21 protein-coding genes, 1 tRNA gene and 2 rRNA genes are annotated in these 23,979 nt (G+C 41.2%); 10 read left to right on the forward strand and 14 right to left on the reverse strand.

What is annotated here, in order from left to right:
* The 4 genes from rrf (C9J47_RS21970) to metA all read left to right on the forward strand — a co-directional run bounded on the left by rrf (C9J47_RS21970) (window position 1) and on the right by metA (window position 1,685).
* Window positions 1–115 (forward strand): 5S ribosomal RNA (rrf, locus tag C9J47_RS21970).
* Window positions 116–158: 43 nt separating this feature from the next.
* Window positions 159–234: transfer RNA gene (locus C9J47_RS21975), tRNA-Thr, on the forward strand.
* Window positions 235–241: 7 nt separating this feature from the next.
* Window positions 242–357, forward strand: a 5S ribosomal RNA gene (gene rrf / locus C9J47_RS21980).
* A gap of 383 nt (window positions 358–740) precedes the next feature.
* A complete protein-coding gene (gene metA, locus C9J47_RS21985) occupies window positions 741–1,685 on the forward strand; it encodes a homoserine O-acetyltransferase MetA (RefSeq protein WP_107255417.1) in 945 nt (314 codons plus the stop codon).
* 45 nt (window positions 1,686–1,730) lie between these two features.
* Here metA and C9J47_RS21990 read toward each other — a convergent pair whose 3' ends face one another.
* The 6 genes from C9J47_RS21990 to C9J47_RS22020 form a co-directional block, all read right to left on the reverse strand.
* Window positions 1,731–2,597, reverse strand: coding sequence for a TIGR03899 family protein (locus C9J47_RS21990; RefSeq protein WP_107255418.1), 867 nt, complete (start codon window positions 2,595–2,597; stop codon window positions 1,731–1,733).
* A 260-nt stretch (window positions 2,598–2,857) separates the two neighbouring features.
* Window positions 2,858–3,343, reverse strand: coding sequence for a DUF3299 domain-containing protein (locus C9J47_RS21995; protein WP_107255419.1), 486 nt, complete (start codon window positions 3,341–3,343; stop codon window positions 2,858–2,860).
* Window positions 3,344–3,354: 11 nt separating this feature from the next.
* Window positions 3,355–4,614: an ABC transporter permease gene (locus C9J47_RS22000; RefSeq protein ID WP_107255420.1), complete on the reverse strand. Its 1,260-nt coding sequence runs from the start codon at window positions 4,612–4,614 to the stop codon at window positions 3,355–3,357.
* The gene (locus C9J47_RS22005; protein ID WP_107255421.1) at window positions 4,611–5,297 is read right to left on the reverse strand and encodes an ATP-binding cassette domain-containing protein; all 687 of its coding nucleotides are present in this window, start codon (window positions 5,295–5,297) and stop codon (window positions 4,611–4,613) included. The genes C9J47_RS22000 and C9J47_RS22005 overlap by 4 nt, the downstream gene beginning before the upstream one ends.
* Window positions 5,298–5,344: 47 nt before the next feature.
* A complete protein-coding gene (gene zrgA / locus C9J47_RS22010) occupies window positions 5,345–6,253 on the reverse strand; it encodes a zinc uptake protein ZrgA (RefSeq protein WP_107255422.1) in 909 nt (302 codons plus the stop codon).
* Between the two features lie 425 nt (window positions 6,254–6,678).
* The gene (locus C9J47_RS22020; protein WP_107255423.1) at window positions 6,679–7,233 is read right to left on the reverse strand and encodes a YtfJ family protein; all 555 of its coding nucleotides are present in this window, start codon (window positions 7,231–7,233) and stop codon (window positions 6,679–6,681) included.
* 312 nt (window positions 7,234–7,545) lie between these two features.
* On the opposite strand from C9J47_RS22020, the gene C9J47_RS22025 reads away from it, so the two are divergent.
* Entirely contained in the window at window positions 7,546–7,758 is a 213-nt protein-coding gene (locus tag C9J47_RS22025; RefSeq protein WP_107255424.1) for a DUF1107 domain-containing protein, read from the forward strand.
* 43 nt (window positions 7,759–7,801) lie between these two features.
* Here the strand turns inward: C9J47_RS22025 and msrA are convergent, their stop codons facing one another.
* Window positions 7,802–8,437: a peptide-methionine (S)-S-oxide reductase MsrA gene (gene msrA / locus C9J47_RS22030; RefSeq protein ID WP_107255425.1), complete on the reverse strand. Its 636-nt coding sequence runs from the start codon at window positions 8,435–8,437 to the stop codon at window positions 7,802–7,804.
* A gap of 168 nt (window positions 8,438–8,605) precedes the next feature.
* Here msrA and tamA point away from each other — a divergent pair, with 168 nt between their 5' ends.
* Genes tamA through C9J47_RS22045 form a run of 3 tightly spaced genes read left to right on the forward strand, consistent with a single transcriptional unit; the run spans window position 8,606 to window position 14,487 of the window.
* A complete protein-coding gene (gene tamA, locus C9J47_RS22035) occupies window positions 8,606–10,342 on the forward strand; it encodes an autotransporter assembly complex protein TamA (RefSeq protein WP_107255426.1) in 1,737 nt (578 codons plus the stop codon).
* On the forward strand, window positions 10,339–14,094 hold the full coding sequence (gene tamB, locus C9J47_RS22040) for an autotransporter assembly complex protein TamB (protein WP_107255427.1): 3,756 nt from the start codon (window positions 10,339–10,341) through the stop codon (window positions 14,092–14,094). The genes tamA and tamB overlap by 4 nt, the downstream gene beginning before the upstream one ends.
* 24 nt (window positions 14,095–14,118) lie before the next feature.
* Entirely contained in the window at window positions 14,119–14,487 is a 369-nt protein-coding gene (locus tag C9J47_RS22045) for a gamma-glutamylcyclotransferase family protein (protein WP_107255428.1), read from the forward strand.
* 66 nt (window positions 14,488–14,553) lie between these two features.
* Here C9J47_RS22045 and C9J47_RS22050 read toward each other — a convergent pair whose 3' ends face one another.
* From C9J47_RS22050 to fbp, 3 genes are all read right to left on the reverse strand, one after another.
* Window positions 14,554–14,943 carry a rhodanese-like domain-containing protein gene (locus C9J47_RS22050; RefSeq protein WP_245903585.1) on the reverse strand — a complete coding sequence of 130 codons (390 nt, stop codon included), beginning with the start codon at window positions 14,941–14,943 and terminating at the stop codon, window positions 14,554–14,556.
* Window positions 14,944–15,023: 80 nt separating this feature from the next.
* Window positions 15,024–15,554, reverse strand: a complete 531-nt coding sequence (ppa, locus tag C9J47_RS22055) for an inorganic diphosphatase (RefSeq protein WP_107255429.1) — start codon at window positions 15,552–15,554, stop codon at window positions 15,024–15,026.
* Between the two features lie 219 nt (window positions 15,555–15,773).
* A complete protein-coding gene (fbp, locus tag C9J47_RS22060; RefSeq protein WP_107255430.1) occupies window positions 15,774–16,790 on the reverse strand; it encodes a class 1 fructose-bisphosphatase in 1,017 nt (338 codons plus the stop codon).
* 194 nt (window positions 16,791–16,984) lie between these two features.
* Between fbp and mpl the strand changes: the two genes are divergently transcribed.
* Both mpl and C9J47_RS22070 read left to right on the forward strand, forming a co-directional pair.
* Window positions 16,985–18,343: a UDP-N-acetylmuramate:L-alanyl-gamma-D-glutamyl-meso-diaminopimelate ligase gene (gene mpl / locus C9J47_RS22065; RefSeq protein WP_107255431.1), complete on the forward strand. Its 1,359-nt coding sequence runs from the start codon at window positions 16,985–16,987 to the stop codon at window positions 18,341–18,343.
* Window positions 18,344–18,364: 21 nt separating this feature from the next.
* On the forward strand, window positions 18,365–18,985 hold the full coding sequence (locus tag C9J47_RS22070; protein ID WP_107255432.1) for a flavin prenyltransferase UbiX: 621 nt from the start codon (window positions 18,365–18,367) through the stop codon (window positions 18,983–18,985).
* A 56-nt stretch (window positions 18,986–19,041) separates the two neighbouring features.
* On the opposite strand, the gene C9J47_RS22075 is transcribed toward C9J47_RS22070, so the two are convergent.
* The 4 genes from C9J47_RS22075 to argR all read right to left on the reverse strand — a co-directional run bounded on the left by C9J47_RS22075 (window position 19,042) and on the right by argR (window position 23,978).
* Window positions 19,042–19,488: a universal stress protein gene (locus C9J47_RS22075; RefSeq protein WP_107255433.1), complete on the reverse strand. Its 447-nt coding sequence runs from the start codon at window positions 19,486–19,488 to the stop codon at window positions 19,042–19,044.
* Window positions 19,489–19,561: 73 nt separating this feature from the next.
* Window positions 19,562–22,138 (reverse strand): TRAP transporter permease, encoded by a 2,577-nt coding sequence (locus C9J47_RS22080; RefSeq protein WP_107255434.1) that lies wholly within the window; start codon window positions 22,136–22,138, stop codon window positions 19,562–19,564.
* Window positions 22,139–22,244: 106 nt separating this feature from the next.
* On the reverse strand, window positions 22,245–23,216 hold the full coding sequence (locus C9J47_RS22085) for a TAXI family TRAP transporter solute-binding subunit (protein ID WP_107255435.1): 972 nt from the start codon (window positions 23,214–23,216) through the stop codon (window positions 22,245–22,247).
* Window positions 23,217–23,507: 291 nt separating this feature from the next.
* On the reverse strand, window positions 23,508–23,978 hold the full coding sequence (gene argR / locus C9J47_RS22090; protein WP_107255436.1) for a transcriptional regulator ArgR: 471 nt from the start codon (window positions 23,976–23,978) through the stop codon (window positions 23,508–23,510).
* Window position 23,979 lies beyond the last annotated feature (1 nt).

Consider the following 23,979-nt stretch of genomic DNA (forward strand, 5'->3'; position numbering starts at 1 on the left):
CTGGCGACCATAGCGCTGTGGCTCCACCTGATCCCATGCCGAACTCAGAAGTGAAACGCAGTTGCGCCGATGGTAGTGTGGGGTCTCCCCATGTGAGAGTAGGGCATCGCCAGGCGCCCAATTTTAAAGTTCGTAAATACGGATTTTACCAATAATTTGCTGGTATGGCTCAGTTGGTAGAGCGCACCCTTGGTAAGGGTGAGGTCCCCAGTTCGAATCTGGGTACTAGCACCATTATTTTTTCAGCGACAATAGCACAATGGAACCACCTGATCCCATGCCGAACTCAGTAGTGAAACGTTGTAGCGCCGATGGTAGTGTGGGGTCTCCCCATGTGAGAGTAGGTCATTGCTGAATACCTATTTAAGACCCAGCCTTTGGCTGGGTTTTTTCGTTTATAAAACAATCTTATCAACCACAATTGTCTTTATTTACAATTGCCGAATATCTCTCCCTGTTATCCATAGATAATTTCACTTTTTGATGAAGCTCTTCTCTTAATTTATCTATAATGAGTTATTAGCGTAAAGCGGATAAACCTGCTGGTACGTATTCGTATATTAACTATAACTAGCGTTACTATTTCATCACGAACCGATGCTCTTTATTTGATGGCAATAATTCGAATCAAATTTATTCACTAGTTTATGCACTCTGAGACTTGCACCTTATCTTTATATTATATATCTTTAATTAGATATCTAGACGTCTAAACATCTTAAAGGTAAGGAACAACCAAGATGCCAATCAAAATTCCTGATCGTTTACCTGCTACAGATATTCTGCGTAGTGAAAATATTTTTGTTATGTCAGAAGCACGTGCTGCGACGCAAGGGATTCGTCCATTAAAAGTACTATTGCTTAATTTGATGCCAAAAAAGATAGAAACTGAAACACAGTTTTTACGTTTGTTATCTAATAGTCCGTTACAGGTTGATGTTGAGTTATTACGAATCGATAATCGTCCGACAAGAAATACTCCAACAGAGCATTTAGATACATTTTATCGTCAGTTTGAAATGGTGAAAGATCGTAATTTTGATGGTTTGATTGTGACTGGGGCACCCTTAGGGTTAGTTCAATTTGAGGATGTTCTTTATTGGGAAGAAATTCAGATAATTATGAATTGGGCAAAAGAGCATGTGACATCGACAATGTTTGTATGCTGGGCTGCTCAAGCTGGTTTAAAGTTACTTTATGATCTGCCAAAGAGAACAAGGAAAGAAAAAATATCTGGGGTATATGAGCATAAAATTCATGATCGCCACCACCCTGTTTTGCGTGGCTTTGATGATCTATTTAAGGCCCCTCACTCTCGCTATGCTGACTTTTCTCCTAGCTATCTTGCAGAACATACTGATTTAGATATTTTAGCTACCTCTGAAGTAGCTGGTGTTTATTTAGCGTCGACAAAAGATAAGCGGAACGTATTTGTTACTGGTCATCCAGAGTATGAAGTTGATACTTTGCACCATGAATACATTCGTGACTGTGAGCAAGGTATAGAGCCTAATATGCCTGTGAATTATTACCCTGATGATAATGCGTGTAATACACCAGTAGCGAGTTGGCGTAGCCATGGACATTTGCTGTTTTCCAATTGGTTAAATTATTGTGTTTATCAACAAACGCCTTATGATCTTGATGACTTCTCAGAAGCCAATTTCACTAAAGATGATGAATGAATATTATTAGGTAATACGTAACTAATGTATTTTGCTTTTTGGGGCTTATTCTTTGTTGTTTTGCACTATGAAGTGTTGGCTTAATAAGTTTGAAAGCATGTCTTTATATTGTTGATTTATGCTACTTCCAAATAGGTTAGCGAGCTCCTCTCCTGTTGGAGAGAGTCGATAGTATGTGAATGTAATCCCTTTTCTGATTGGCTGTAGGCTGTAATCATTATTCTTATAGCCAAAAGGCAGGTCGATATGTTTGGCTATTTCTCCTGACTCTAGTTCGGTTTTCAACAGTAAGCTTAGATCGATTAAAATCAGTAAATTTGAATATGATAATTGATAAGCACCATATTGAATTTTATGACTTTTTACTTGTTTGAATAAAGATAGCTTTCCTTTCTGCTCTTTTATGCCTGTTAAAATTTTCTGGCTTTTATCATTGCCAAAGTAACACGTTAATGAGGTTGCTTGCTGGAAGATCTGAGCCTCACGCTGTGTCATGTTTTGTAAGGTCGTGAGTGATTTTAAAGAGACTGAGCCAGGAAATAATATTTCATGTTTTAGTATCTTCCCCCACAATATCTGCATTGATGGACTGTGAATTTTTTTTGCCATCGAAAAGAACCGAGCTAACCAGTCTGGATCGGGATCTCCTGCAGTTTCATCCCTACATGCCTCATAGGTAACCTTAATAACTCTTTCAAGGTTTCGTTGCTCATTTTTTTGTTCGAGTAAAATTCTGTTAGAGGTTCGCTGCTGAATATCATGTTCTGTTTGTTTTATTTGGGCACTTATTGCATGTTTTTGTGCGATTTCTTCTGCTTTATTTTGTGCACTTTTTAGTTGGTGTTTCTTTTCATTAACTATTGATGTCTTTGTTTCTAAAGTTATTAGTTCTGTTTGCTTTCCTGCTTTCATAGCTAATCCAATTCGAGTTTGCCCTGTATAGTTTTACCAGTTAATTGTGGCTTAGATCAAGATGCGTGATATCATTGTTAATTAATGGTTAAATTTGTTAACCTGGTTATGTTTAGGTACTTAGGGAGAGGAGATGATGAATAAATTGACTAAACGGATGACTGATATTTTTCTCATACTTGGTTATGTCTCTATGTTGGCTTACCTTGCTACGCACGTATGATTAGCAAGGTAAGTAATAACTAGGTTAGAATGTGACACTACATATCATCGTATTCTTCTAATGCAGTTCCTTCTAATAGGTAGCCGACCTCAGCCATATCATGGCTAATGTGTTGTGTTTTTAAGCGGCCTACGACATAGACAACATCCCATAATTGTTGAATCGGGGCACCTTTATCAAACTTAACATAGATAATTTGGTTAGGCGGCGGCGGCGGTACATGTACACAAGCCCCGAAATAAGGAACAAGTAAAAATTCAGTTACAACCTTATCGTCTCCTTCTAAAGGTATAACAAAACCTGGTATTTTCACTTCACTACCGTTTAGTTCTTCTCTTACTGCGCCGATCATTGATTGTTTTACTGCCTCTCCATCATGATTTAATAAAGGCATCATGTTTTTTTGATCTAGCAGCTTTCTCTCTTGTTGTGGTACAAGATCAATCCAATCTAATTTTAATACATCTTCGGCGTTACTTAGTGTTGGTAAACAGAAGACAATTGCGATGAGCCATCTTTTCATTTTTGAATCCTTTATATTTTGATCGTCATACCATCTGCTAATGAATGCTTATAAGCTCTTACCGCCGGAATAATTCCCACGATGATTCCGGCTGTTTGTACTAAGGCGAGTAAAGTTAGTTCGTAAGTACTCAATAATGTTACCTCAATAAAAAAGCCGAATTGCTGCTGTATTATCGGCTGAAGTGCAAACAACCCTACGTAAAGTAGTATTGTGCCAAGCACTATCCCCGCAGATGTTAAAACAGTAGCTTCACTTATTAATAGAAAGAATATATGGCTTGGGCGAGCTCCCATTGCTCTTAGAATAGCCATTTCGCGACGCCTTTCATTCAGGCTTGTCAGTAAGCTTGTTAGCATACCAAGTAGCCCTGCAATGACTACAAACCCTGATACAACTAATAATGCTTGCTCTGCAATCGACATCATCCCCCATAGCTCATGTAGCGCTATACCAGGCATAATGGCACTGAGTGGTTCTTTTTTATAAGTATTAATGGATCTCTGTAAAGCAAAGGTCTGTATTTTAGAGTGTAATCCCAGCATGAAGGCGGTTATTTGCTTAGGTTCGAATTGATACTCGGCAAGTTGTGCGGCATCGGGTGTTTGCCCAATTCTTGCCCCTGACTCCCAACCCACATGAATAGCTTCTATGGCTCCGAGAGAGATATGCACACTTCTATCTACTGGTGTGCCTGTTGGTTTTAATATTCCAACAACTTTGAAGGGTAAGTTATCGTGGCGATTAAATTTTTTGTCACTTATACCGTGGGCAATAACGATTTCATCATTGATCTTATAGTTTAATTTTTTGGCAACTTCAGCACCTACTACAGTTTCAAATAAGGTGTTAAATGGTCGTCCGTCACTAAAAGTTAGGTGCTGCTTTTGTCCATATTGATAGTGCTTGAAGTAACTATCATTGGTACCTATTACACGAAATCCGCGGTGAGAGTCTCCTAAAGATATAGGGATTGCCCATTTTATTGCTCGTTGATGACTTATTTCTTGATAGCTTTGCCAGTCTATATTATTGGTGGCATTGCCAATGCGAAAGACTGAATAAAGTAGTAAGTTAACTTGTCCTGAGCGAGAGCCAACAATTAAATCAGTATTGGATATCGTATTGGCAAAGCTTGCTTTAGCTTGTGTTCTGACTCTCTCGACACCTAGTAATAGAGTGACTGATATTGCAACGGTTAGTAACGTTAACAAGGCAGTGGTTCTTCTATTCACTAGACTTTGCCATGCTAATCTTAAAATAGCCTTCATTGAACACCTGCTTGATTAATATCGTTTAGAGCGATGCTACGACTAAAAAGAGGTTCTAGGGTGGTGTCATGGCTAACAAATAAGAGCGTTATACCTGCATCGTTACATTCATTCATAAGCAATTTAATAAAAGCTTCTCTATTATCATGATCTAATGCTGAAGTTGGTTCATCTGCGATGAGTAGCTCAGGTTTGCCAATTAAAGCCCTTGCTGCAGCAACCCGCTGTTGTTGGCCAATACTGAGCTCTGTTATAGGTCTATATAAGCAATCATCGGGTAAGTGAAGTTGCTGTAAAAGCCGTTTAGCTTCAGCTTCAAGATGACCTTGGATTTTTTGTTTTCTTTGATTCGAGAATCGACAAGGTAGCAAGACATTATCGATAACTGACAGGTAAGGGAGCAGGTTGAACATTTGGAATATATATCCAATGTTATGTGCCCGAAATTTGTCGCGTTGCGTTGATTTCAATTTACTGAATGGTTGTCCTAATAAGTTCACATGGCCTGACGTCGGTTGGGTGATCCCTGCAAGTAAGCTTAGAAGGCTCGATTTACCGCTACCACTGGGGCCTTTTAAGAAGACCTTTTCACCTTTATTAATTTTTAAATTAGCGATGTTAAGTAAGTCAGTTTGTTGCTCTGGCCAGCGAAACGTCAATTTATTAAGTTCAATAATTACCATCATATCTCCCAAGAATAGGGGGTATATTTCCCCCCCCCCTATTATGACTAAAATTTTAAAGTAGCGTTATTTTCAGTTAATTGATTAGCTTGCTGACTTTTATTTGTAATAGCTTGAACAAATATTTTTTCTGTCGATGGGAAGTGATTGAACCAGTACAGTTTTATTTCCTTTAATTGAGCGATGTTTTTACAGCTGAAACTGTACTGTGCTGTAAATTCACCATGCTTATTAGCATGATTGCTGTCGTGGTCATCATGATTGCTGTGGTCGTGGTCATCATGATTGCTGTGGTCGTGGTCGTCATGATTGTTGTGGTCGTGGTCGTCATGATTGTTGTGGTCGTGGTCATCATGATTGCTGTGGTGGTCGTGGTCGTCATGGCTGCTGTGGTCGTGGTCGTCATGGCTGCTGTGGTCGTGGTCGTCATGGCTGCTGTGGTCGTGGTCGTCATGGCTGCTGTGGTCGTGGTCGTCATGGCTGCTATGGTCGTGGTCGTCATGGCTGCTATGGTCGTGGTCGTCATGGCTGCTATGGTCGTGGTCGTCATGGCTGCTATGGTCGTGGTCGTCATGGCTGCTATGGTCGTGGTCGTCATGATTGCGATGATCATCCCCATTTTTTGAGAGCGACTGATTTACATAGCTATCCGTTAATTCGCAATTTGCATCTGAATTAATTTGAAAAAGAGACGTGGCCTTTTTCAGGGTTGATGTTGCCTGCTGCAATGCTTGAGTTTGCTCTTGGTTTTTTGGGGCATGTTCGAACCCGACAATGTCGGACCCGGGTGCCGTGATCTCTAGAAGAAGATCATTGCCATCTTGCGCAATATTGAGCTCTACAACACCATGGACATGAGCGTCGTGTTGACGAAAGCTATCATCAGCAAAAGCTACAGTTGAAACTAAAGAACTAACGGCGATCGCAAGGGCTGAAATGTTTGATGGAAAAGTCATTATGATTCCTAAGTTTAAAATTAAAGAGGTTATTTTTGATTAGGAATTCAGAGGTGGTGCTCTTGCCTGTTGAACTGTTGGCGTATAGAAGCCTTGCTGAGTAGGGGGGATAAATGGTGATATAGGAGGGGGATATCTCTCAATTAGAGCATCTGTTTCCGTCGGTGTCGCAATATGCGCGAGATGACAGATATTACAATCTTGAATTTGGTGTTCGGTGCCTAGTGCTTCTAATTTATGTAAAGCCGAAAGCGGCCCAATCACTGAGATTAGGACAATCAATACACTTATTGTTGTACGCAAAAAGTAAAGGTATCGACGTTTAATCACGTATCAAATCGCCACGAACAAAAGTAATGTAATAATATAACATTACTTTCTTCACTGTTCATGGCTTTGTTAAATAAAAGTGGAGCTGTGGGCAATTATATATTTTCTTTCACTAGTGTTATTGCTTGCTTCACTTCAGTTGATGTTAGTTTTCCTTCCTTAATAAACAAAACATTACCTTGTTTATCTAGCACTATAATTGCAGAACTTTCTTTCTGTAGATCCCAAGTGGACTGTACAGAACCTGAAGCATCTAGCACCATCGATGACCATGAAAAATCTCGCTTGCTGTCTTCAGCTGATGACTTTACAAATCCACCAGTGCCCCACATAGAATCATCTTGGTTGATTATTGTGGTTGTTTGATAGTTTTCGTTAGGTAATTGAGCAACCTTTATTGCTTCAATAAATTCAGCGTTCATTTCTTTGGCTGCGCTGCGACCAGCTATTGCTTGAATCACACGTACCTTTCCGACTAGAGCTGAGTTATCCCATTCTTGATACGCGATGTTATCGTTGTTCAGTATAATTTCACCTTTGTCTGTTACTGAGACGCTAGGTGTTTTTTGCCCTAATTGAATGTTATGTGCGCTTACCATTCCAGGTAATAAGGCGGCAGCTAATAGCACAATCATTGGCTTCTTATTCATTATTTTAATTCCATTTTTGTTAGACGCACCATTATCTTAGTTAACTTATTGTGATCTGGTTAAACCAGTGCGGAATAATCGATCTTTATCACTAAAAGGTATGAATTCTATTCAAATAACGAAGGGCTGACACATGACAAGCAACGTTTAGCTATTGTATCTGCAAGTTTTTTACTCATTGATACGTTTAGTGCGTGTGAGTTGCAGTCTGAAATAATGCGGGCTGGCGAAAAAATTGCATATGTAATTACATTGGTTGAAACAAAAGTGATGATCCAAGGTCTACTATTATGATCATTAAGTGAGGGATTTATGCTTAGAATATTTAAGCAATACAGGCCGAATCAAATTGCCCGTTATGTGAAAAGCTACTTCCGAGGACGTTTATTCATTGTCGGTATTGGAGCTTTTGAGTTTGATTATGGTCGATTATTACCGTCTACAAAACACGATTTGAAAGCATTGAGCACACTTTCAGAAGTAAATCGTGAGATTCAATATTTGGCGTTAGAAGGAGCTACATAGCCAGAGTTTGTGGGTCTCTGGCTGTAAATGTGTTCGCTTGCGCTTATAAAGGTATGAAGCAAACCCCTGTACCGCCTAACCCACAATAGCCGTTAGGATTCTTTGATAGATATTGTTGATGATAATCTTCTGCAAAATAGAATGTACCAGTAGGCTCTATTTCCGTTGTAATAGGACTTTCTAATTGTTGTTGTTCAAGAGATTGTTGATAACATTGCTTGCTGTGCTGAGCATATGTGAGCTGATCAGGTGTTGTTGTATAAATGACTGAGCGATATTGAGTGCCAATATCATTACCTTGTTGCATACCTTGAGTTGGATTATGACTTTCCCAAAATAAAGTTAAAATCTGTTCTAAAGAGATAATTAAAGGATCATAAACAATTCTGACAACTTCTGAATGCCCTGTTTTACCTGAGCAAACTTCTTCATAGGTAGGGTTAGGTGTAAACCCACCACTATAACCAACAGCTGTACTATAGACGCCTGGCTGATTCCAAAATAAGCGTTCAGCCCCCCAGAAACAGCCCATGCCGAGGATGATTTCGCTGCAATTATTAGGCTTCTCATCATTTAATATCGTACCATTCACTGCATGTGGCAACGATGGGGTAATGGATGTTGCTCGCCCAATTAAAGCTGTTTTAGGTACGATTAAATTATGTTTGTTTGATGACATTGTTATATCCTTTTTACACTGTCTTTTAGATAGAAAATAGAGGATTGTTTACCAACAATCAATATTCAATGCTTTTCAGGGATGAGAGATTGGCAGTGGTCTTTTGTTTTGTCACAATAATTTCGGCATCTGATTGAGATGAAACTTTACCAATGAAGCTAAATAATAATGAATGATGTTTTAAAACGGTTTGGTTTGATCGTTGTTGCAATGGTTTTAACTACACCAGTGTTCGCAAATACGTCGCTAACCATTAAGGGATTAAAAGGGAACCTTCAGGATAATGTGGATGCTTATGTATCGGCGATCCCTAAAGATGACTACAGTACAACGCTGCGTTTTCAAGAGCAATTGGAAGATGAAATTGAAAAAGCATTAAAAGCGTTGGGATACTATCAACCGATTTTTAGCTATGAGGTTAAAGATGACGATGAGAAGTCATCCATTACCGTTACGGTTGATCAGGGACCAATTACACGTATTGCGGAAAGCCATATAGTGCTTTCAGGTATGGCAGAAAGTGATCCTGATTTTATTGCATTGGTGAAAGGTAGCGGCTTAGGGTTAGGCGAATCGCTGAATCACGGCAAATATGAATCCCTCAAATCATCGCTTTCAAGTTTAGCTTTGCGTAAAGGTTACTTTGATGCCTCTTTAACTAAGAGTGTTATGGAAGTGGCGCCCTCGCGTAATGAGGCTTTTATTACCATCGAATTTTCTAGTGGTCGACGATATAACTTTGGAGACACGACGTTTACTGGTAGCCAAATTGATGAAGATCGATTGCAATCGTTGATCCCATTTGAAAAAGATGAACCGTATTTAGCATCTAAGTTGGGTGAATTTAATCAGCGTTTATCCACCGTTGGTTGGTTTTCTTCGATTTTTGTTGGTGGAGATGTACAGCATTTAGATGATGGAACTGTGCCTATTGCTGTAAATTTAGCTCCTCAAGTTCGTAATCAAATTGAGACGGGTATCGGTTATTCAACAGATGTTGGTACGCGTATAAAGCTTAACTGGAAGAAGCCTTGGCTAAATAGTGCCGGGCATAGTCTGAGTATTAAAACAGAACTATCAAAGGTACAGCCTAAAATTGAGGCGGCGTATAAAATTCCACTTGATGATGTACTGAATGATTATTATCAGATTATTGGCGGTATTCGTTATGTTGATAATCACGATACGAAAAGTACCGAGTATAACATTGGTCTCGAAAGACACTGGCGGCTTGACTCAGATTGGAAGCGTGTTGCTTCTCTACGCTGGTTATATGAAGACTATAAGCAAGGTGTTGATAAGGAAGGAAATGGAGAGAAAGGCATTCTGAGTATGATCATTCCAGGCATTACTTACAGCAAGACCCGCGCCAGAGGTGGTGCTATGCCAACGTGGGGTGATAAGCAGTTAATATCAATTGAATATGCCGATCCTGCTTTAGGTTCTGATACGCGTTTAGCCAGATTTCGTGGTCGTAGCTCTTGGATTCGCAGTGCAGGTGAAAATCATCGAGGTATTTTACGCCTTGATGGTGGTGCCGTGATAGCCGAGAAAATTGAAGATGTGCCACCGTCTATGCGTTTCTTTGCTGGTGGTGATAACAGTATCCGCGGATATGGTTATGAATCTATAGCTCCGCGAAATGATGGTGGTCTGTTAGTCGGTGGGCAATACATGGCAACCTCAACGCTAGAGTATCAATACCGCGTTTATGGGGATTGGTGGGGGGCTGTATTCTACGATTATGGTTCGGCATGGATCAGTAACCCTGAATGGTATCGTGGTACAGGTGTTGGTGTACGTTGGGCATCCCCTGTAGGCCCTATTCGTCTTGATTTTGCTTGGGGGCTTGAGAAAGAAAAAGACAAGTTCCAGCTCCACTTTACTCTGGGACCTGAATTATGATCTGGCTGAAGCGCGTATCATTAGGATTACTAGCTCTTATCCTCTTACTTATCATTGCTATAGCATCCCTTCTTTATACTCCTGCGGGTGTAAAAATAGCGGTATGGGGGGCAATGAAAGCGTTACCTGCATTATCTGTTGAAAGTAGCAGTGGGGCATTACTTAAGGGTTTCCAGTTAAATAAAATTCAATATAAAGACGGTATCGTTGACCTGTCGGCTGATAACGTGAATTTGACGTTAGATGATAGTTGCCTACTAATGCCTGAAATTTGTGTGACAGATTTAGGGCTAACAGGTGTACGTTTTACGATGCCAGAGCTGCCTGCTTCTCAGCCTGATACTGATGTTGAACCAGAAACAGATCCAATTACTGAAATAGTAATGCCATTACCGATCCGTATTGATCGAGTTCGACTCGATGATATTGAGCTAGATATTCTAGGCAATAAAGTTGCTTGGAAGCAATTTTCAACAGCTGCTGAGCTTGAAGGTAGCCATATCACTTTGAAGCCAACAGACTGGCAAGGGATAGACCTTACATTAGCACCTGCGTCTGAAGTGGACAGTAGCAAATCGGCTGAGAGTGTTGCAGATTCCCCCTCTCAACCAATCGTATTGCCGGAAGTCGTACTACCTATGTCTTTTGATATTGAGCGTTTTACAATAAAAGACTTCAAACTCAATGGTGATACCCCACAAGCGGTTAGTTTATTGGAATTAGTAGCAACCGCTAAAGGCAGTGATGTTGATATAAGTAAGCTTGCGTTAGTGGTGCCTCAAGCAAAGCTAGATGCAACCGCAAATGTCACGTTAACAGGCGATTATCCATTATTGCTTGATGCTGTAACCGATATCGCGTTAGAGCCCTTACAAGGGCATAACCTTACTCTAAAAGCATCGGGTTCATTAGCTAAACTGACATTAAATGCCAGCTTAAAAGGCACACTTGACGCGATTGTTGCTGGCGATTTATCACCATTAGACCCTAAATTGCCGTTTGACTTGAAAGTGTCGAGCAAGCACATTCAATGGCCGATTGATACTAAAGCGGAATTTGAAGTGGCAAATACCACACTGAATGCTGAAGGTAGTTTGGATGGCTTTACATTTAATGTGAAAAGTAAAATCGATGGGGATCCTATGCCAGCAGTTGCTGTAAACCTTAAAGGTGACGGTGACTTAAATAAGCTGGCATTGAAAAGCCTGAAGGTCGATACGCTAGGTGGTTCTATTACGGGCAATGCGAATGCAAGCTGGAAAGATGCCGTCAGATGGCAAGGGCAGTTAGATTTCAGTCATATTCAACCTGGTATTGAATGGCCTGATGCTCAGGGGGATTTAAGTGGGACATTGCGTACATCGGGGGGCTTAACCAAACAAGGTGGCTGGTTTGTAACGCTGCCTGAGTTAGCCATTGATGGCGTAATTATGGAGCAGTCCTTTACTTTAAATGGTCAGCTTGATGCTGATGATAGAAGTGGCAAGGGGAACGTCCAATTAGAAACCGACGGACTGAATCTAAAACATGGGCCAAACGGCTTAACTGCGAAAGGCAAGCTAACCAAAGAGTGGGCTATGTCGGCGCAGATAGATGCGCCAGATTTAGCACAATCATTACCCGGGCTTCGTGGGCGAGTGCAAGGTCATGTTAATTTATCGGGCAAAATGGCAGAGCCTAAAATTGATTTAGCATTAAGTGGTAATGCATTAGGTTGGCAAGAACAAGTGGCTTTAGAGTCTTTTGAATTGGCAGGTGAAGTGACTCCCGCTCCCCAATTAAAAGCAGATATTCGTTTAAATGCCAAAAATGGAACATTTGATACTTTTAAGCTCAATGATTTAAATCTTACATTTCGGGGAACAGAGGATAACCATAAGCTGTTGCTTGATTTAAATGCCGATCCTGTGAGTGCTGATTTAGCATTAACCGGTAAGCTTGATCGTAGTACTGGTTGGCAAGGTCTACTCAATCAAGCCCAAATCGAGACGCCTGTTGGCTCTTGGACATTGAATAAGCCAACAGCATTGGGGTATAACTTAAAAACAGCATTAGCAAATGTTGCAACACATTGTTGGCAACAAGATAAATCATCATTGTGCTTAGTTGAAAACCTAGAGGCAGGAGCTTCTGGTCATGCAAAAGTTGCAGTTAATGATTTTGATTTTGATTTAATAAAACCATTTATACCAGAAAATACAACGTTAACCGGTAAAGTGGGTGCTAACTTAGAAGCAACATGGGCCCCCCAATCATCACCGTATGTAAAGGCTCAAATTAAGCTTCCTTCTGGCTCTGTTTTACAACAAATGACCCGTGATGAAGAGCCCTTTATTGTTGGTTGGGATAGCATTTCATTAAATGCTGAAGTTAAAAATGATGTACTGAATGCGGATTGGTTGGTCGCTGTAAAAAATAACGGTGATTTAAGTGGTAAAGCAACTGTTACACAGCTCACAAGTGATCAACAGCTAAATGCTAACGTTAAGATAGATCGTTTTACGCTTGATTTTCTTGAACCTGTAATTAAGGATTATCATAAATTTGGTGGGCAGATTGATACGAACTTAACGGTAACAGGCCCCATTAAGCACCCGGCAATTAATGGTCTATTCAAGGTGACGAAGGTAACGGCGACTGGGCGAAAAGTCCCTTTAGATGTTACCAATGCCGATATAACAGCGTCGTTTGCTGGGTATAACGCAACCTTACAAGGTAATGTGCAAACACCTGATGGTAAGTTGCTTATCCGAGGTTCGGGTGATTGGCAAGATATGGCGGCATGGAAAACGGAATTACATGTCAATGGTAAGGAACTTCAAGTGAGTGTTCCCCCTATGGTCGCATTAAAAGTATCGCCAGATTTGATGATTTCAGCATCACCACGACGTGCTGAAATTACTGGTAATATAGGTATTCCTTGGGGGCGTATTAATGTTAAGCAATTACCACAGTCAGCTGTTTCAGTGTCTGATGATGAAATCATTCTTGGCGATAACCTTAAACCTGTAAAAAAAGAAGAAAGCATTCCATTTGATATTAAAACCAATGTTTTAGTGAAGATTGGTAACGATGTGAAGTTATCTGCTTTTGGACTTAAAGCGGGCCTTATTGGTAAGCTGAGCGTTAGACAAGAAGGAAAAGGCCCACTGATTTATGGTGAAGTTAATATCACTAAAGGGTCGTCTTATCGTTCTTTTGGTCAAGAGTTAGTGATTCGTAAAGGGCAAATACTATTTAATGGTCCTGCTGATCAACCTTATCTATCTATTGAAGCCATTCGTGATCCCGATAATATTGAAGATGATGTTGTTGCTGGTCTTCGAGTAACGGGTCCTGCAGATGCACCAAAAGTCGATATTTTTTCAGATCCAGCAATGCCTCAACAAAATGCACTGTCATATATCCTTCAAGGTAAAGATATCGATAGTGAAGGTGGAGACAATAATAATGCCATGACCACCGCTTTGATTGGCATGGGGTTAGCGCAAAGTGGTCAGCTGGTGGGTGATGTAGGCAAAGCGGTAGGGGTTCAAGACCTGAGTGTCTCGACTGCAGGATCTGGTGATGATTCACAAGTCACTATTGGGGGGTATATTGCCCCTGGTCTTCAAGTGAAATATGGTGTCGGGATCTTTGATTCTATTGGTGAGTTTACCGTTCGTTATCGTTTAATGACTGATCTATACGTTGAGGCGGTATCGGGGTTAGACAGCGCTGTCGATTTACTATATCAGTTTGAATTTAATTAATAGTACTAGGGCGTGGTAACGATAATGTCGTGTAACGTACTGGTTTATGGCACGTTAAGAGCGGGTCAAAGTAACCATCATTGGTTGAAAACAGCGGGTTTTCTTGGTGCCTGTAAACTGGATAGTGGCTATGCCCTTTATGATTTAGGGCTATATCCGGCTTTAATTGAAAATAATGATTACACCTTACCTTTATATGGCGAGGTGTATAACGTTGATGATTTGACGTTACAAGCACTGGATCGTTTAGAGGAATATCCTACTTTATACGATCGACACCTCGTATCTACGGTATGGGGTAAAGCATGGGTATATGTATACCAATTATCTATTCAAGGTTGCCCACAGATCATGACTGGTGATTGGAATGTGTATATAAAGCATCGCCAGTAAGCTTGTGCAGAATTAACGGATAAATAATCAGTAATTTAAAGGCATGATAGCGTTAGTTATCGTGCCTTATTTTTTATCCTGACTGATAGATGCTGGCATCGCGACAAGAAGCTTTTCGTAATTCTCACCATTATAAATATTGTTATAACCTAACTTTTTCAATGTTTGCTCCGCTATCTCGGCTCGTCGACCTGAACGGCAATATAATAAAATGATTTGAGATTTATCATCAGAGAAAGACGTAATTGATTCTATTTTATCGAAGGGGATATTAATAGATTGAGGGAGGTGACCTGTCATAAACTCGTCATTAGAACGGACATCAATCAATATTGGGTTGCCTGTATTGTAATGCTGCCAAAATTCTTCAGCTGTAACAACTTCTGCCTGCACGCTTGTTATCGTGAGGCTGGTTAACAACAATAATGCCAATATAAAAGAGGAATATATTCTCACGGGGAATGCTCTTTCTGTAATGTTAAGGGTGAATATAAACGCCTCTAAATAGAAGCGTTTACTTGAAAATGATATGAGTATTATTTTTCTTGAGCTCGTTTAAAAGATGTCATTATCTCTTCTTTGGCAGCGGCGGCATCTTCCCATCCGTCGACCTTTACCCATTTACCGACTTCGAGCTCTTTGTAGCGTTCAAAGAAGTGGGTGATTTGTGCTTTAAGCAGCTCAGGTAGGTCATGTACATCTTGGATATGATCATACTCTTTGCTTAATTTACTGTGTGGAACGGCAACTATTTTGGCATCTTCACCTGATTCATCTGACATTTTTAGCACGCCAACAGGGCGACAACGAATAACCGCGCCTGGCACTAATGGATAAGGTGTTGGTACTAATACATCAACAGGATCACCGTCTAACGATAGTGTGTCATTAATATAGCCATAGTTACATGGATAGAACATTGGGGATGACATAAAGCGATCGACAAAAATGGCACCAGTATCTTTATCGACTTCGTATTTGATTGGATCTGCATTGGCTGGGATTTCAATAACAACATAAATGTCTTCAGGAATGTCCTTTCCTGCAGGTACCTGATTAAGGCTCATGATTAACTTCCTTATATTACGTTAATAAAATGTTGTAGATATAAGAATTATAACCAGTGAATCTAAAATAAAAAGAAAATTGGTGGTTCACGATTAGCTTTAGAAAGAAACGAGTAAAAAGGCTGACCTATCTCTATATTATTCGATGAACAGGCTTTCATTGAACATGTATTGTGATGAGGTACAACAGGTTGCAATGCACAACCTGTTGTTATTTTATTAGTATTGCTCTGGGTATTCTTCTATAAATGATTCAACTTGCTTAACCATATTGGTTGAGCCTACGAAGAAGGGAATACGCTGATGTAACTCGGTTGGTATGATGTCCAAGATGCGATTTTTTCCATCTGAAGCAACACCACCGGCTTGTTCCATTAAAAATGCCATTGGATTGCATTCATACAATAAGCGGAGCTTTCCGTTTGGATACATTGCCGTGCTTGGATACATATAAATACCACCCTTTAGCAGATTACGGTGAAAATCTGATACTAAAGAGCCAATATAACGAGAAGTGTAAGGGCGGTTATCTGCTGGTACATCTTCTTGGCAGAACTTGATGTACTTTTTAACCCCTTGTGGGAAACGAATGTAGTTCCCTTCGTTTATTGAGTAAATTTGCCCATCCTCTGGGATCTGCATATTTTCATGCGATAAGCAGAAGACACCTAATGATGGATCATAGGTAAAGCCATGAATGCCATTACCTGTGGTGTAAACCAGCATGGTTGATGACCCATAGATCACATAACCAGCAGCCACTTGTTGATTACCTGGCTGTAAGAAATCTTCTTGAGTGGGTGTTGTACCAATCGGTGAAACGCGACGATAAATAGAAAAAATAGTACCGACAGATACATTGACGTCAATGTTTGATGATCCATCAAGTGGATCCATTAAGATGACATATTTAGCATTGCGATTTAGATCTTTATTGAACGTAACCGCTTCATCTTCTTCTTCACTCGCTACACCACATACTTGGTCTCGAGCTTCCATTGCTGCCTTGAATTTATCGTTGGCATACAGGTCAAGTTTTTGCTGTTCTTCACCCTGAACATTTTCGCTGCCTACGGCACCTGTAATATCAACTAATCCAGCTTTGTTGATTTCACGGTTGACGATCTTTGCTGCAAGTTTTATCGAGCCTAACAGTGATGATAGATCACCGCTAGCATGGGGGAAGTCATTTTGTTTCTCTACGATGAACTCACCAAGAGTTTTCATATTGGGCATGTACAATCCTTGCATCAAGTTGTCACTGGGGCATTTATGTCAGGTACAATGTCTCGAATGGACAATTTTGCGTACCTGTTTTATAAAGTGTTACCTGTTTGTATATGACAAATTGTATAGAAAGATCTTTTTTATGGTAACGAAGTAATACAAAAGCGTGAAATGACCTTAATTTAGCCAGTGAGCCAGACGTTATGCACATTCATATTTTAGGTATATGCGGCACATTTATGGGCGGGGCAGCAACCCTAGCCAGACAATTAGGCCATAAAGTGACTGGCAGTGATGCCAATGTTTATCCTCCAATGAGTACTTTGCTTGAATCTCAGGGGATTGAAATTATTCAGGGGTATGATCCTGCGCAATTAAGCCCTGCGCCTGATTTGGTGGTTATCGGCAATGCAATGAGCCGTGGTAACCCGTGCGTTGAACATGTACTGAATAGCAATTTGCGCTATACCTCTGGTCCCCAGTGGCTACAAGAGTTTCTATTACATGATCGTTGGGTTTTAGCTGTCGCGGGTACGCATGGTAAGACGACAACTGCCAGCATGTTAGCGTGGATCCTTGAAGATTGTGGGTATGAACCGGGCTTCCTTGTGGGGGGAGTACTTGGCAACTTTGGTATCTCTGCCCGCTTAGGTGAAAGTATGTTTTTCGTTGTCGAAGCGGACGAATACGATAGTGCTTTTTTCGATAAACGTTCTAAGTTTGTTCATTATCACCCACGAACGCTTGTTATGAATAATTTGGAGTTCGATCACGCTGATATTTTTGATGATTTGAAAGCCATTCAACGTCAGTTTCATCACTTAGTGAGAACCGTGCCAAGTAATGGGCGTATTTTGGCACCCAAAGGTGTAGAGAGTATTCAGCAGACCCTTGATATGGGGTGTTGGAGTGAGCTTGAGTTTACCGGAGACGATGGTCATTGGATTGCGAAAAAGCAACTGGCTGATGGCAGTGTATTTGATGTGTACCTTGATGGCTTAATGATCGGTACAGTACGTTGGGATTTAGTCGGTGATCATAATGTGAGTAATGCATTAATGGCGATCGCAGCGGCGCGTCATGTTGGTGTTACGCCAGATCTGGGCTGTGAAGCATTAGCAACATTTATTAATACTAAGCGCCGTCTAGAATTAAAAGGCGAAGTGAAAGGCGTTAAGGTCTATGATGATTTTGCCCATCACCCAACCGCGATTGAGCTGACCTTAGGTGGATTACGCGCAAAAGTAGGCGATGAAAAACGTATTTTGGCAGTACTAGAACCGCGTTCAAATACGATGAAACTAGGGGTGCATAAAGGGGATATCGCTCCGGCATTAAATGCTGCTGATTATGTGTTTATCTATCAACCAGATACTATTCCATGGTCAGTTAATGAAATTGCCGATGGTTGTTATCAGCCTGCTACAACGGATACTGACCTCGATAAGCTGGTGGATAAAATTGTCACTGAAGCGAAAGATGGCGACACTATTCTAGTGATGAGCAATGGTGGTTTTGGTGGCATTCATGACAAGCTACTTGCTGCTCTAGCGGCTAAATAATGGTGATTAAGGGTTTGAACAATGAAAGATAAACGCATTACCTTAGCGTGGACTGGCGCTTCTGGTGCTCCTTATGGCTTGCGTTTATTAGAGTGCTTGCTTGCTGCTGATTATCATGTGTATTTGCTGATTTCGTCTGCTGCAAGGGTGGTGTTGGCTACCGAGCATGGCTTGAAGCTACCTGCTGGCCCTGATGCTACGAAGGCTATTTTAGTTGAGCATTTACAGTGCGACGCCAGTCAACTATCAGTATGTGGTAAAGATGATTGGTTCTCGCCAGTTGCATCAGGCTCTGCGGCACCGAAGAGAATGGTTGTATGTCCTTGCTCTGCTGGAACGCTAGCATCTGTCGCACACGGTATGTCTGACAATCTGCTAGAACGTGCAGCCGATGTCGTTATGAAGGAGCGTGGGCAGCTATTAATGGTAGTACGAGAAACACCGTTCTCTACACTTCATCTTGAGAATATGTTGAAGCTATCAAAAATGGGGGTGACTATAATGCCCGCAGCTCCGGGGTTTTATCATCAGCCTGAATCCATCAATGATCTTGTTGATTTTATGGTCGCAAGAATGCTGGACCATTTAGGGATTGAGCAAGGTCTTGTTCCTCGCTGGGGGTATGATCAGCGAAAAAAATAGCGATTATTATTGAGAAAAAGCCCACGATTGTGGGCTTTTTTATTTGTCTCGTTCACTTATTTAAGGTGAGCCTGCGGCTTTAATACCAAGACATTAATTGGTGAATTTTCAACGATCTTTGAAGCGACAGAGCCTAGCATGACTCGATCGATTTTCGATCGTTTATGGCTTGGCATGATGATGAGATCGGCACCAATTTTCTCTGAATACTCAAGGATTGTTGTCCAAGTTTTTCCTTCACAAACATGCAGGTGATGTAATACTTCATCTGGAATATATTGCTCTGAAAATGCTTTGAGTTGCTTTTGAGTATCTTGCATCATTTTACGAGCTGCATCTTTGGGGAAGTAGCTCGATACCAACGACATGTGAATACCTGGTAATACATTTAATAAATGAATTGTCGCGTTAGATTGTTTTGCATGCCAAACCGCTAATTCAACCGCTTTGTCTGCGAAACCTTTTTCATTTAGATCAACAGGAACCAAAATTTGCTTATACATATTATTCTCTATAATTGTATGGCTCTAAAGGAATGGATGCTCCCTTTAGAGCTTAGACCGTTATGCTGAGTCGTTATTTTTTCAATTCAGCTTTTGCTCGTCGGCGTTGGTTCCATCCTAAAGCACCTAAGAGAAGTAAAGTGGGAACAAAAACCCATTCTTTCATTGGTCTGACTGCCGGAAGGCTCACTTTCGTGATTTCCCAATCAAAGTCGATACCTGCTGCTTCTGCAGAGCTACCAAACTCAATCATATCAACAATCATTTTTTCACCGTCTTGACGTAGCATCAGCCCTGTTGATGCAATGCGATCATTGGGATCAATGGCATCTTCATCAAATGGTAACAGTACATGCTTAGTAATAAACTTACCTTCTAAGTTTTCACCACTGACTTGTAATTCAAGAGGTTGGCCAACCGCTAACTTATCTGCAGCGTCGACGATCAATGTACCTGGCATTTCATGCTTGGCATCGTAGACCATATCCCACCAATAACCAGGGCGGAATAATGAGAAGGTAATTAAGAGGAGTAATGCGACTTCCCACCATTTCGTTTTGGTAAACCACCAACCTTGTGTCGCGGCAGAGAAGGTTAACATTGCTATAACGGCTGATACGATAGTAAGGGTGAGGTGCCACCAGGAATCAATGTCGATCAACAATAATTGCGTATTGAAGATAAACATAAAGGGTAAAATCGCGGTTCGAATATCGTAGGTAAAGCCTTGAATACCAGTTCTTATGGGGTCAGATTTGGCAATCGCTGCGGCGGCAAAAGCGGCAAGACCGACAGGTGGCGTATCGTCGGCAAGAATACCAAAATAGAATACGAATAGGTGCACTGCAATTAACGGAATAATGAGCCCGCTTTGTGCCCCAAGCGTCACAATAACGGGTGCCATTAGCGTTGATACTACGATGTAGTTCGCGGTTGTTGGCAGCCCCATTCCTAATATTAAGCTAATAATTGCCGTAAATAGCAGCATTAACATGATGTTTCCGCCTGAAATGAACTCGACAAAATCAGTCATTACCAAGCCGATACCCGTTAGTGTAACTACGCCTACCACGACACCTGCCGCTGCTGTTGCGACACCGATACCGATCATGTTTCTGCCACCAGAAACAAGACTTTCGATGAGATCATTAGCACCTTCGCGTGCGGCATCGGTTAATGTTTTTTCTTTATTAAACAGTGCCAATAATGGGCGCTGTGTTAGTAAAATGAAAATCATAAAGACGGTTGCCCAAAACGCAGAGAGACCAGGAGAAAAGCGTTCAACGGTTAAGCACCAAACCAGTACAACGATAGGCAATAAGAAATACAGACCAGATTTAATCGTAGGGCCTGGTTCTGGCACTTCGGTTAGCTCTTCATCTGGGCTTTCCATCGTATGATCTTGATAGTTAGCCGAGACTTTTATCAAAGCAACATAGGCAATTAAAATCGCAACAGCAATCATTGGCGTTGCAGCTGTGCCGAATACATCTTTTGTCCAGCCGATACCGTAATAAACCGCACCACTGATCACTATCAGACCCAGTATCGTGACCACAAATGATAATAAGCTTTGTGCCATGGTTGGCTTATAACGACGTGGTAGCCCAGTCATACCTGCTTTACAGGCTTCAAGGTGGACAATATATAGCAAGGCAATATACGAAATTAATGCAGGTAAAATTGCCGCTTTAATAACTTCGACATAAGAAATACCGACATACTCAACCATTAGGAATGCTGCCGCACCCATGATTGGTGGAGTAAGCTGTCCATTAGTTGACGCTGCGACCTCAACGGCCCCGGCTTTTTCGCCGGAGAATCCGACGCGCTTCATCAATGGAATCGTAAAGGTACCAGTGGTAACAACGTTCGCGATTGATGAGCCAGATACTAACCCTGATAAACCTGATGCAACAACGGCGGCTTTAGCTGGCCCGCCACGCATATGACCTAATAAAGAGAATGCGACTTTAATGAAATAAGCCCCAGCTCCGGCTCGCTCTAACATTGCACCAAATAATACAAATAAGAAGACGAAGGAGGTTGATACGCCAAGTGCAACACCAAATACCCCTTCTGTAGTTAGCCACAAATGAGACATTGCCTTATTTAGACTAGCCCCTTTATGTGCAATAACATCTGGCATATGTGGGCCACCAAAGGTGTACAGCAAGAAGACAGCTGCGACAACCATTAGAGGCGGACCAAGTGCACGACGAGTTGCTTCAAGTAATAGGATCATGCCCATTACCGCAACCACAATATCTATTTGAGTAGGAGCGCCTGAACGTTCAGCGAGGCTGGTATAGAAAATGTAGATATAACCAGCGGCAAAACTGCCCGCTAACGCCAGGATCCAATCAACAACTGGAATATGATTGCGTGGCGAGTTTTTTAGAGCAGGGTAAGCGGTAAACGCAAGAAAAATAGCAAAAGAGAGGTGTACTGAACGTGCTTCGGTATCGTTAAGGATGCCAAAGTTAAAAATAAATGGGAGTGGTGATGCGTACCATAATTGGAATAGTGACCAACACAGTGGAACTAACCATAAAATACGCCCAGCAATACCAGCGGGGTTTCGTGCACCAGTATCTGCTTGTGCCACCATGTCTTGAACATCTGGTGACGTGTCTGTTGTTTTCGTCATGCAGCATCCTGTTTTTTATGATTTTTTATGGGCATGTTAAATAACATGCGCCGCAATCGCGGCGCATGGGGGCAGCGGAGTGCCTCTTAAATGTAGTCAATCTTGATTATTTTGGAAGAAGACCAGCTTCTTTGTAGTAGCGGATTGCACCTGGGTGAAGAGGGATAGATAGACCATTTTTGATCATGTCTTCTTTCTTCAAGTTAGCAAATGCTGGGTGTAGACGTTTGAAGGTGCTGAAGTTTTCAAATACGGCTTTTACTACTTCGTAAACGACTTCATCAGAAACATCTGTTGTAGAAACCATCGTTGCTGCAACACCGAAGCTGTTTACATCTTCGTTTGAGCCTTTATACATGCCACCTGGTACTGTTGTTGTTGTGTAGTACGGGTTATCAGCAACAATTTTTTCAATTGCAGCGCCTGTTGCAGGTATTAGCTTCGCATCACAAGATGTTGTAGCTTCTTTGATTGAACCGTTTGGGTGACCAACAACATAGACAAAGGCGTCAATTTTATTATCACAAAGTGCTTGTGAGCGCTCAGAACCTTTTAATTCTGACGTGAGTTTAAAGTCAGCGTTAGTCCAACCTAGGGCGTCCATTACAACCCCCATTGTTGCACGGTCACCTGAACCTGGATTACCAATATTTACGCGCTTGCCTTTTAAATCTTCAACGCTATCAATACCGGCATCAGTACGGGCGATGATGTTGAATGGTTCTGTATGTAATGAGAATACAGCACGCAATTTCTTGTACGGTCCTTGTTTTTCAAATTTACTTGTACCGTTATAACCGTGGTACTGCCAATCTGATTGAACAATACCAAAATCTAATTCGCCAGCACGCATTGTATTGACGTTATAGATAGAACCACCTGTCGATTCTACAGAACAACGAACATTGTGCTCTTTGCTGCTTTTATTGACTAGTTTACAAATAGCGCCGCCTGTTGGGTAATAAACACCAGTAACAGAGCCAGTACCAATGGTTACGAATTCTTGAGCGTTAACCATGCCAGCTGTCATTACAACGCCCGCTAGTGCACTCATTTTTAGTAGTTTTTTAAATGCCATGCTTGTCCCTTATTGGTTGTAGTTATCTCCAGTTAGGAAATCTTTTCCATCATGGAAAGGCATCCTTGCGGAAGTAAATCAGCAAGATAATAGCAAAAATGATGGAAATATTTAAAACCGTGTTAACAAAGATGCACCAAATATTTGATGAAAAGGTGAGGGGGAATTGGCTGTTTATTATTATTTGTCTTTTTTATCAGTTGCTTGGTAGTGTTTTAACGAGGAGGAATAAGTTTTCTTGATTGTGAGCTTTATCTCATTTAATGGGGGCCGGAAGCCCCCAATTTTTGATTAGATGCTGTAATCGAAAAGGTCACACACAGAATTAAAGAGCTCTTCTGTTGTTGTTGTGTTGGTTGGGGTGATGAAAATTGTATCATCACCTGCAACAACACCAAGGATACCTTCTGCTTTACCTAGTGAATCCAGTAAGCGAGCGATAACTTGTGCGGCACCAGGGCCAGTATGAATGACAACTAGGGCGCTGTTATGACCCACTTCCATTACGAGTTCCTTTAAAGGACTTGTAGTTGTCGGCACACCTAGTTCAATTGGTAAACAATAGACCATCTCCATTTTTGCATTACGAGTACGGACAGCACCGAACTTGGTCAGCATGCGGGAGACCTTAGATTGGTTGATGTTGTCGAACCCCTGAGCTTTCAAGGCATCAACAATTTCACCTTGGGAGCTGAACTTTTCTTCTTTTAGAATAGCTTTGAATGCTTTAATTAAGCGTTCTTGTTTATCTGAATTTCGCATA

Origin of the sequence: Photobacterium indicum (assembly GCF_003026215.1) — a bacterium.
Lineage (GTDB): Bacteria > Pseudomonadota > Gammaproteobacteria > Enterobacterales > Vibrionaceae > Photobacterium > Photobacterium indicum.

Coding starts and splice junctions, on each gene's coding strand:
- C9J47_RS22025 (WP_107255424.1), top strand. CDS start 7,546: ATGCTTAGAATATTTAAGCAATACAGGCCGAATCAAATTGCCCGTTAT.
- C9J47_RS21990 (WP_107255418.1), bottom strand. CDS start 2,597: ATGAAAGCAGGAAAGCAAACAGAACTAATAACTTTAGAAACAAAGACA.
- C9J47_RS22085 (WP_107255435.1), bottom strand. CDS start 23,216: ATGGCATTTAAAAAACTACTAAAAATGAGTGCACTAGCGGGCGTTGTA.
- C9J47_RS22045 (WP_107255428.1), top strand. CDS start 14,119: ATGTCGTGTAACGTACTGGTTTATGGCACGTTAAGAGCGGGTCAAAGT.
- C9J47_RS22080 (WP_107255434.1), bottom strand. CDS start 22,138: ATGACGAAAACAACAGACACGTCACCAGATGTTCAAGACATGGTGGCA.
- C9J47_RS22070 (WP_107255432.1), top strand. CDS start 18,365: ATGAAAGATAAACGCATTACCTTAGCGTGGACTGGCGCTTCTGGTGCT.
- C9J47_RS22000 (WP_107255420.1), bottom strand. CDS start 4,614: ATGAAGGCTATTTTAAGATTAGCATGGCAAAGTCTAGTGAATAGAAGA.
- C9J47_RS22005 (WP_107255421.1), bottom strand. CDS start 5,297: ATGGTAATTATTGAACTTAATAAATTGACGTTTCGCTGGCCAGAGCAA.
- fbp (WP_107255430.1), bottom strand. CDS start 16,790: ATGCCCAATATGAAAACTCTTGGTGAGTTCATCGTAGAGAAACAAAAT.
- C9J47_RS22075 (WP_107255433.1), bottom strand. CDS start 19,488: ATGTATAAGCAAATTTTGGTTCCTGTTGATCTAAATGAAAAAGGTTTC.
- C9J47_RS21995 (WP_107255419.1), bottom strand. CDS start 3,343: ATGAAAAGATGGCTCATCGCAATTGTCTTCTGTTTACCAACACTAAGT.
- zrgA (WP_107255422.1), bottom strand. CDS start 6,253: ATGACTTTTCCATCAAACATTTCAGCCCTTGCGATCGCCGTTAGTTCT.
- C9J47_RS22020 (WP_107255423.1), bottom strand. CDS start 7,233: ATGAATAAGAAGCCAATGATTGTGCTATTAGCTGCCGCCTTATTACCT.
- tamA (WP_107255426.1), top strand. CDS start 8,606: ATGAATGATGTTTTAAAACGGTTTGGTTTGATCGTTGTTGCAATGGTT.
- argR (WP_107255436.1), bottom strand. CDS start 23,978: ATGCGAAATTCAGATAAACAAGAACGCTTAATTAAAGCATTCAAAGCT.
- mpl (WP_107255431.1), top strand. CDS start 16,985: ATGCACATTCATATTTTAGGTATATGCGGCACATTTATGGGCGGGGCA.
- tamB (WP_107255427.1), top strand. CDS start 10,339: ATGATCTGGCTGAAGCGCGTATCATTAGGATTACTAGCTCTTATCCTC.
- ppa (WP_107255429.1), bottom strand. CDS start 15,554: ATGAGCCTTAATCAGGTACCTGCAGGAAAGGACATTCCTGAAGACATT.
- metA (WP_107255417.1), top strand. CDS start 741: ATGCCAATCAAAATTCCTGATCGTTTACCTGCTACAGATATTCTGCGT.
- msrA (WP_107255425.1), bottom strand. CDS start 8,437: ATGTCATCAAACAAACATAATTTAATCGTACCTAAAACAGCTTTAATT.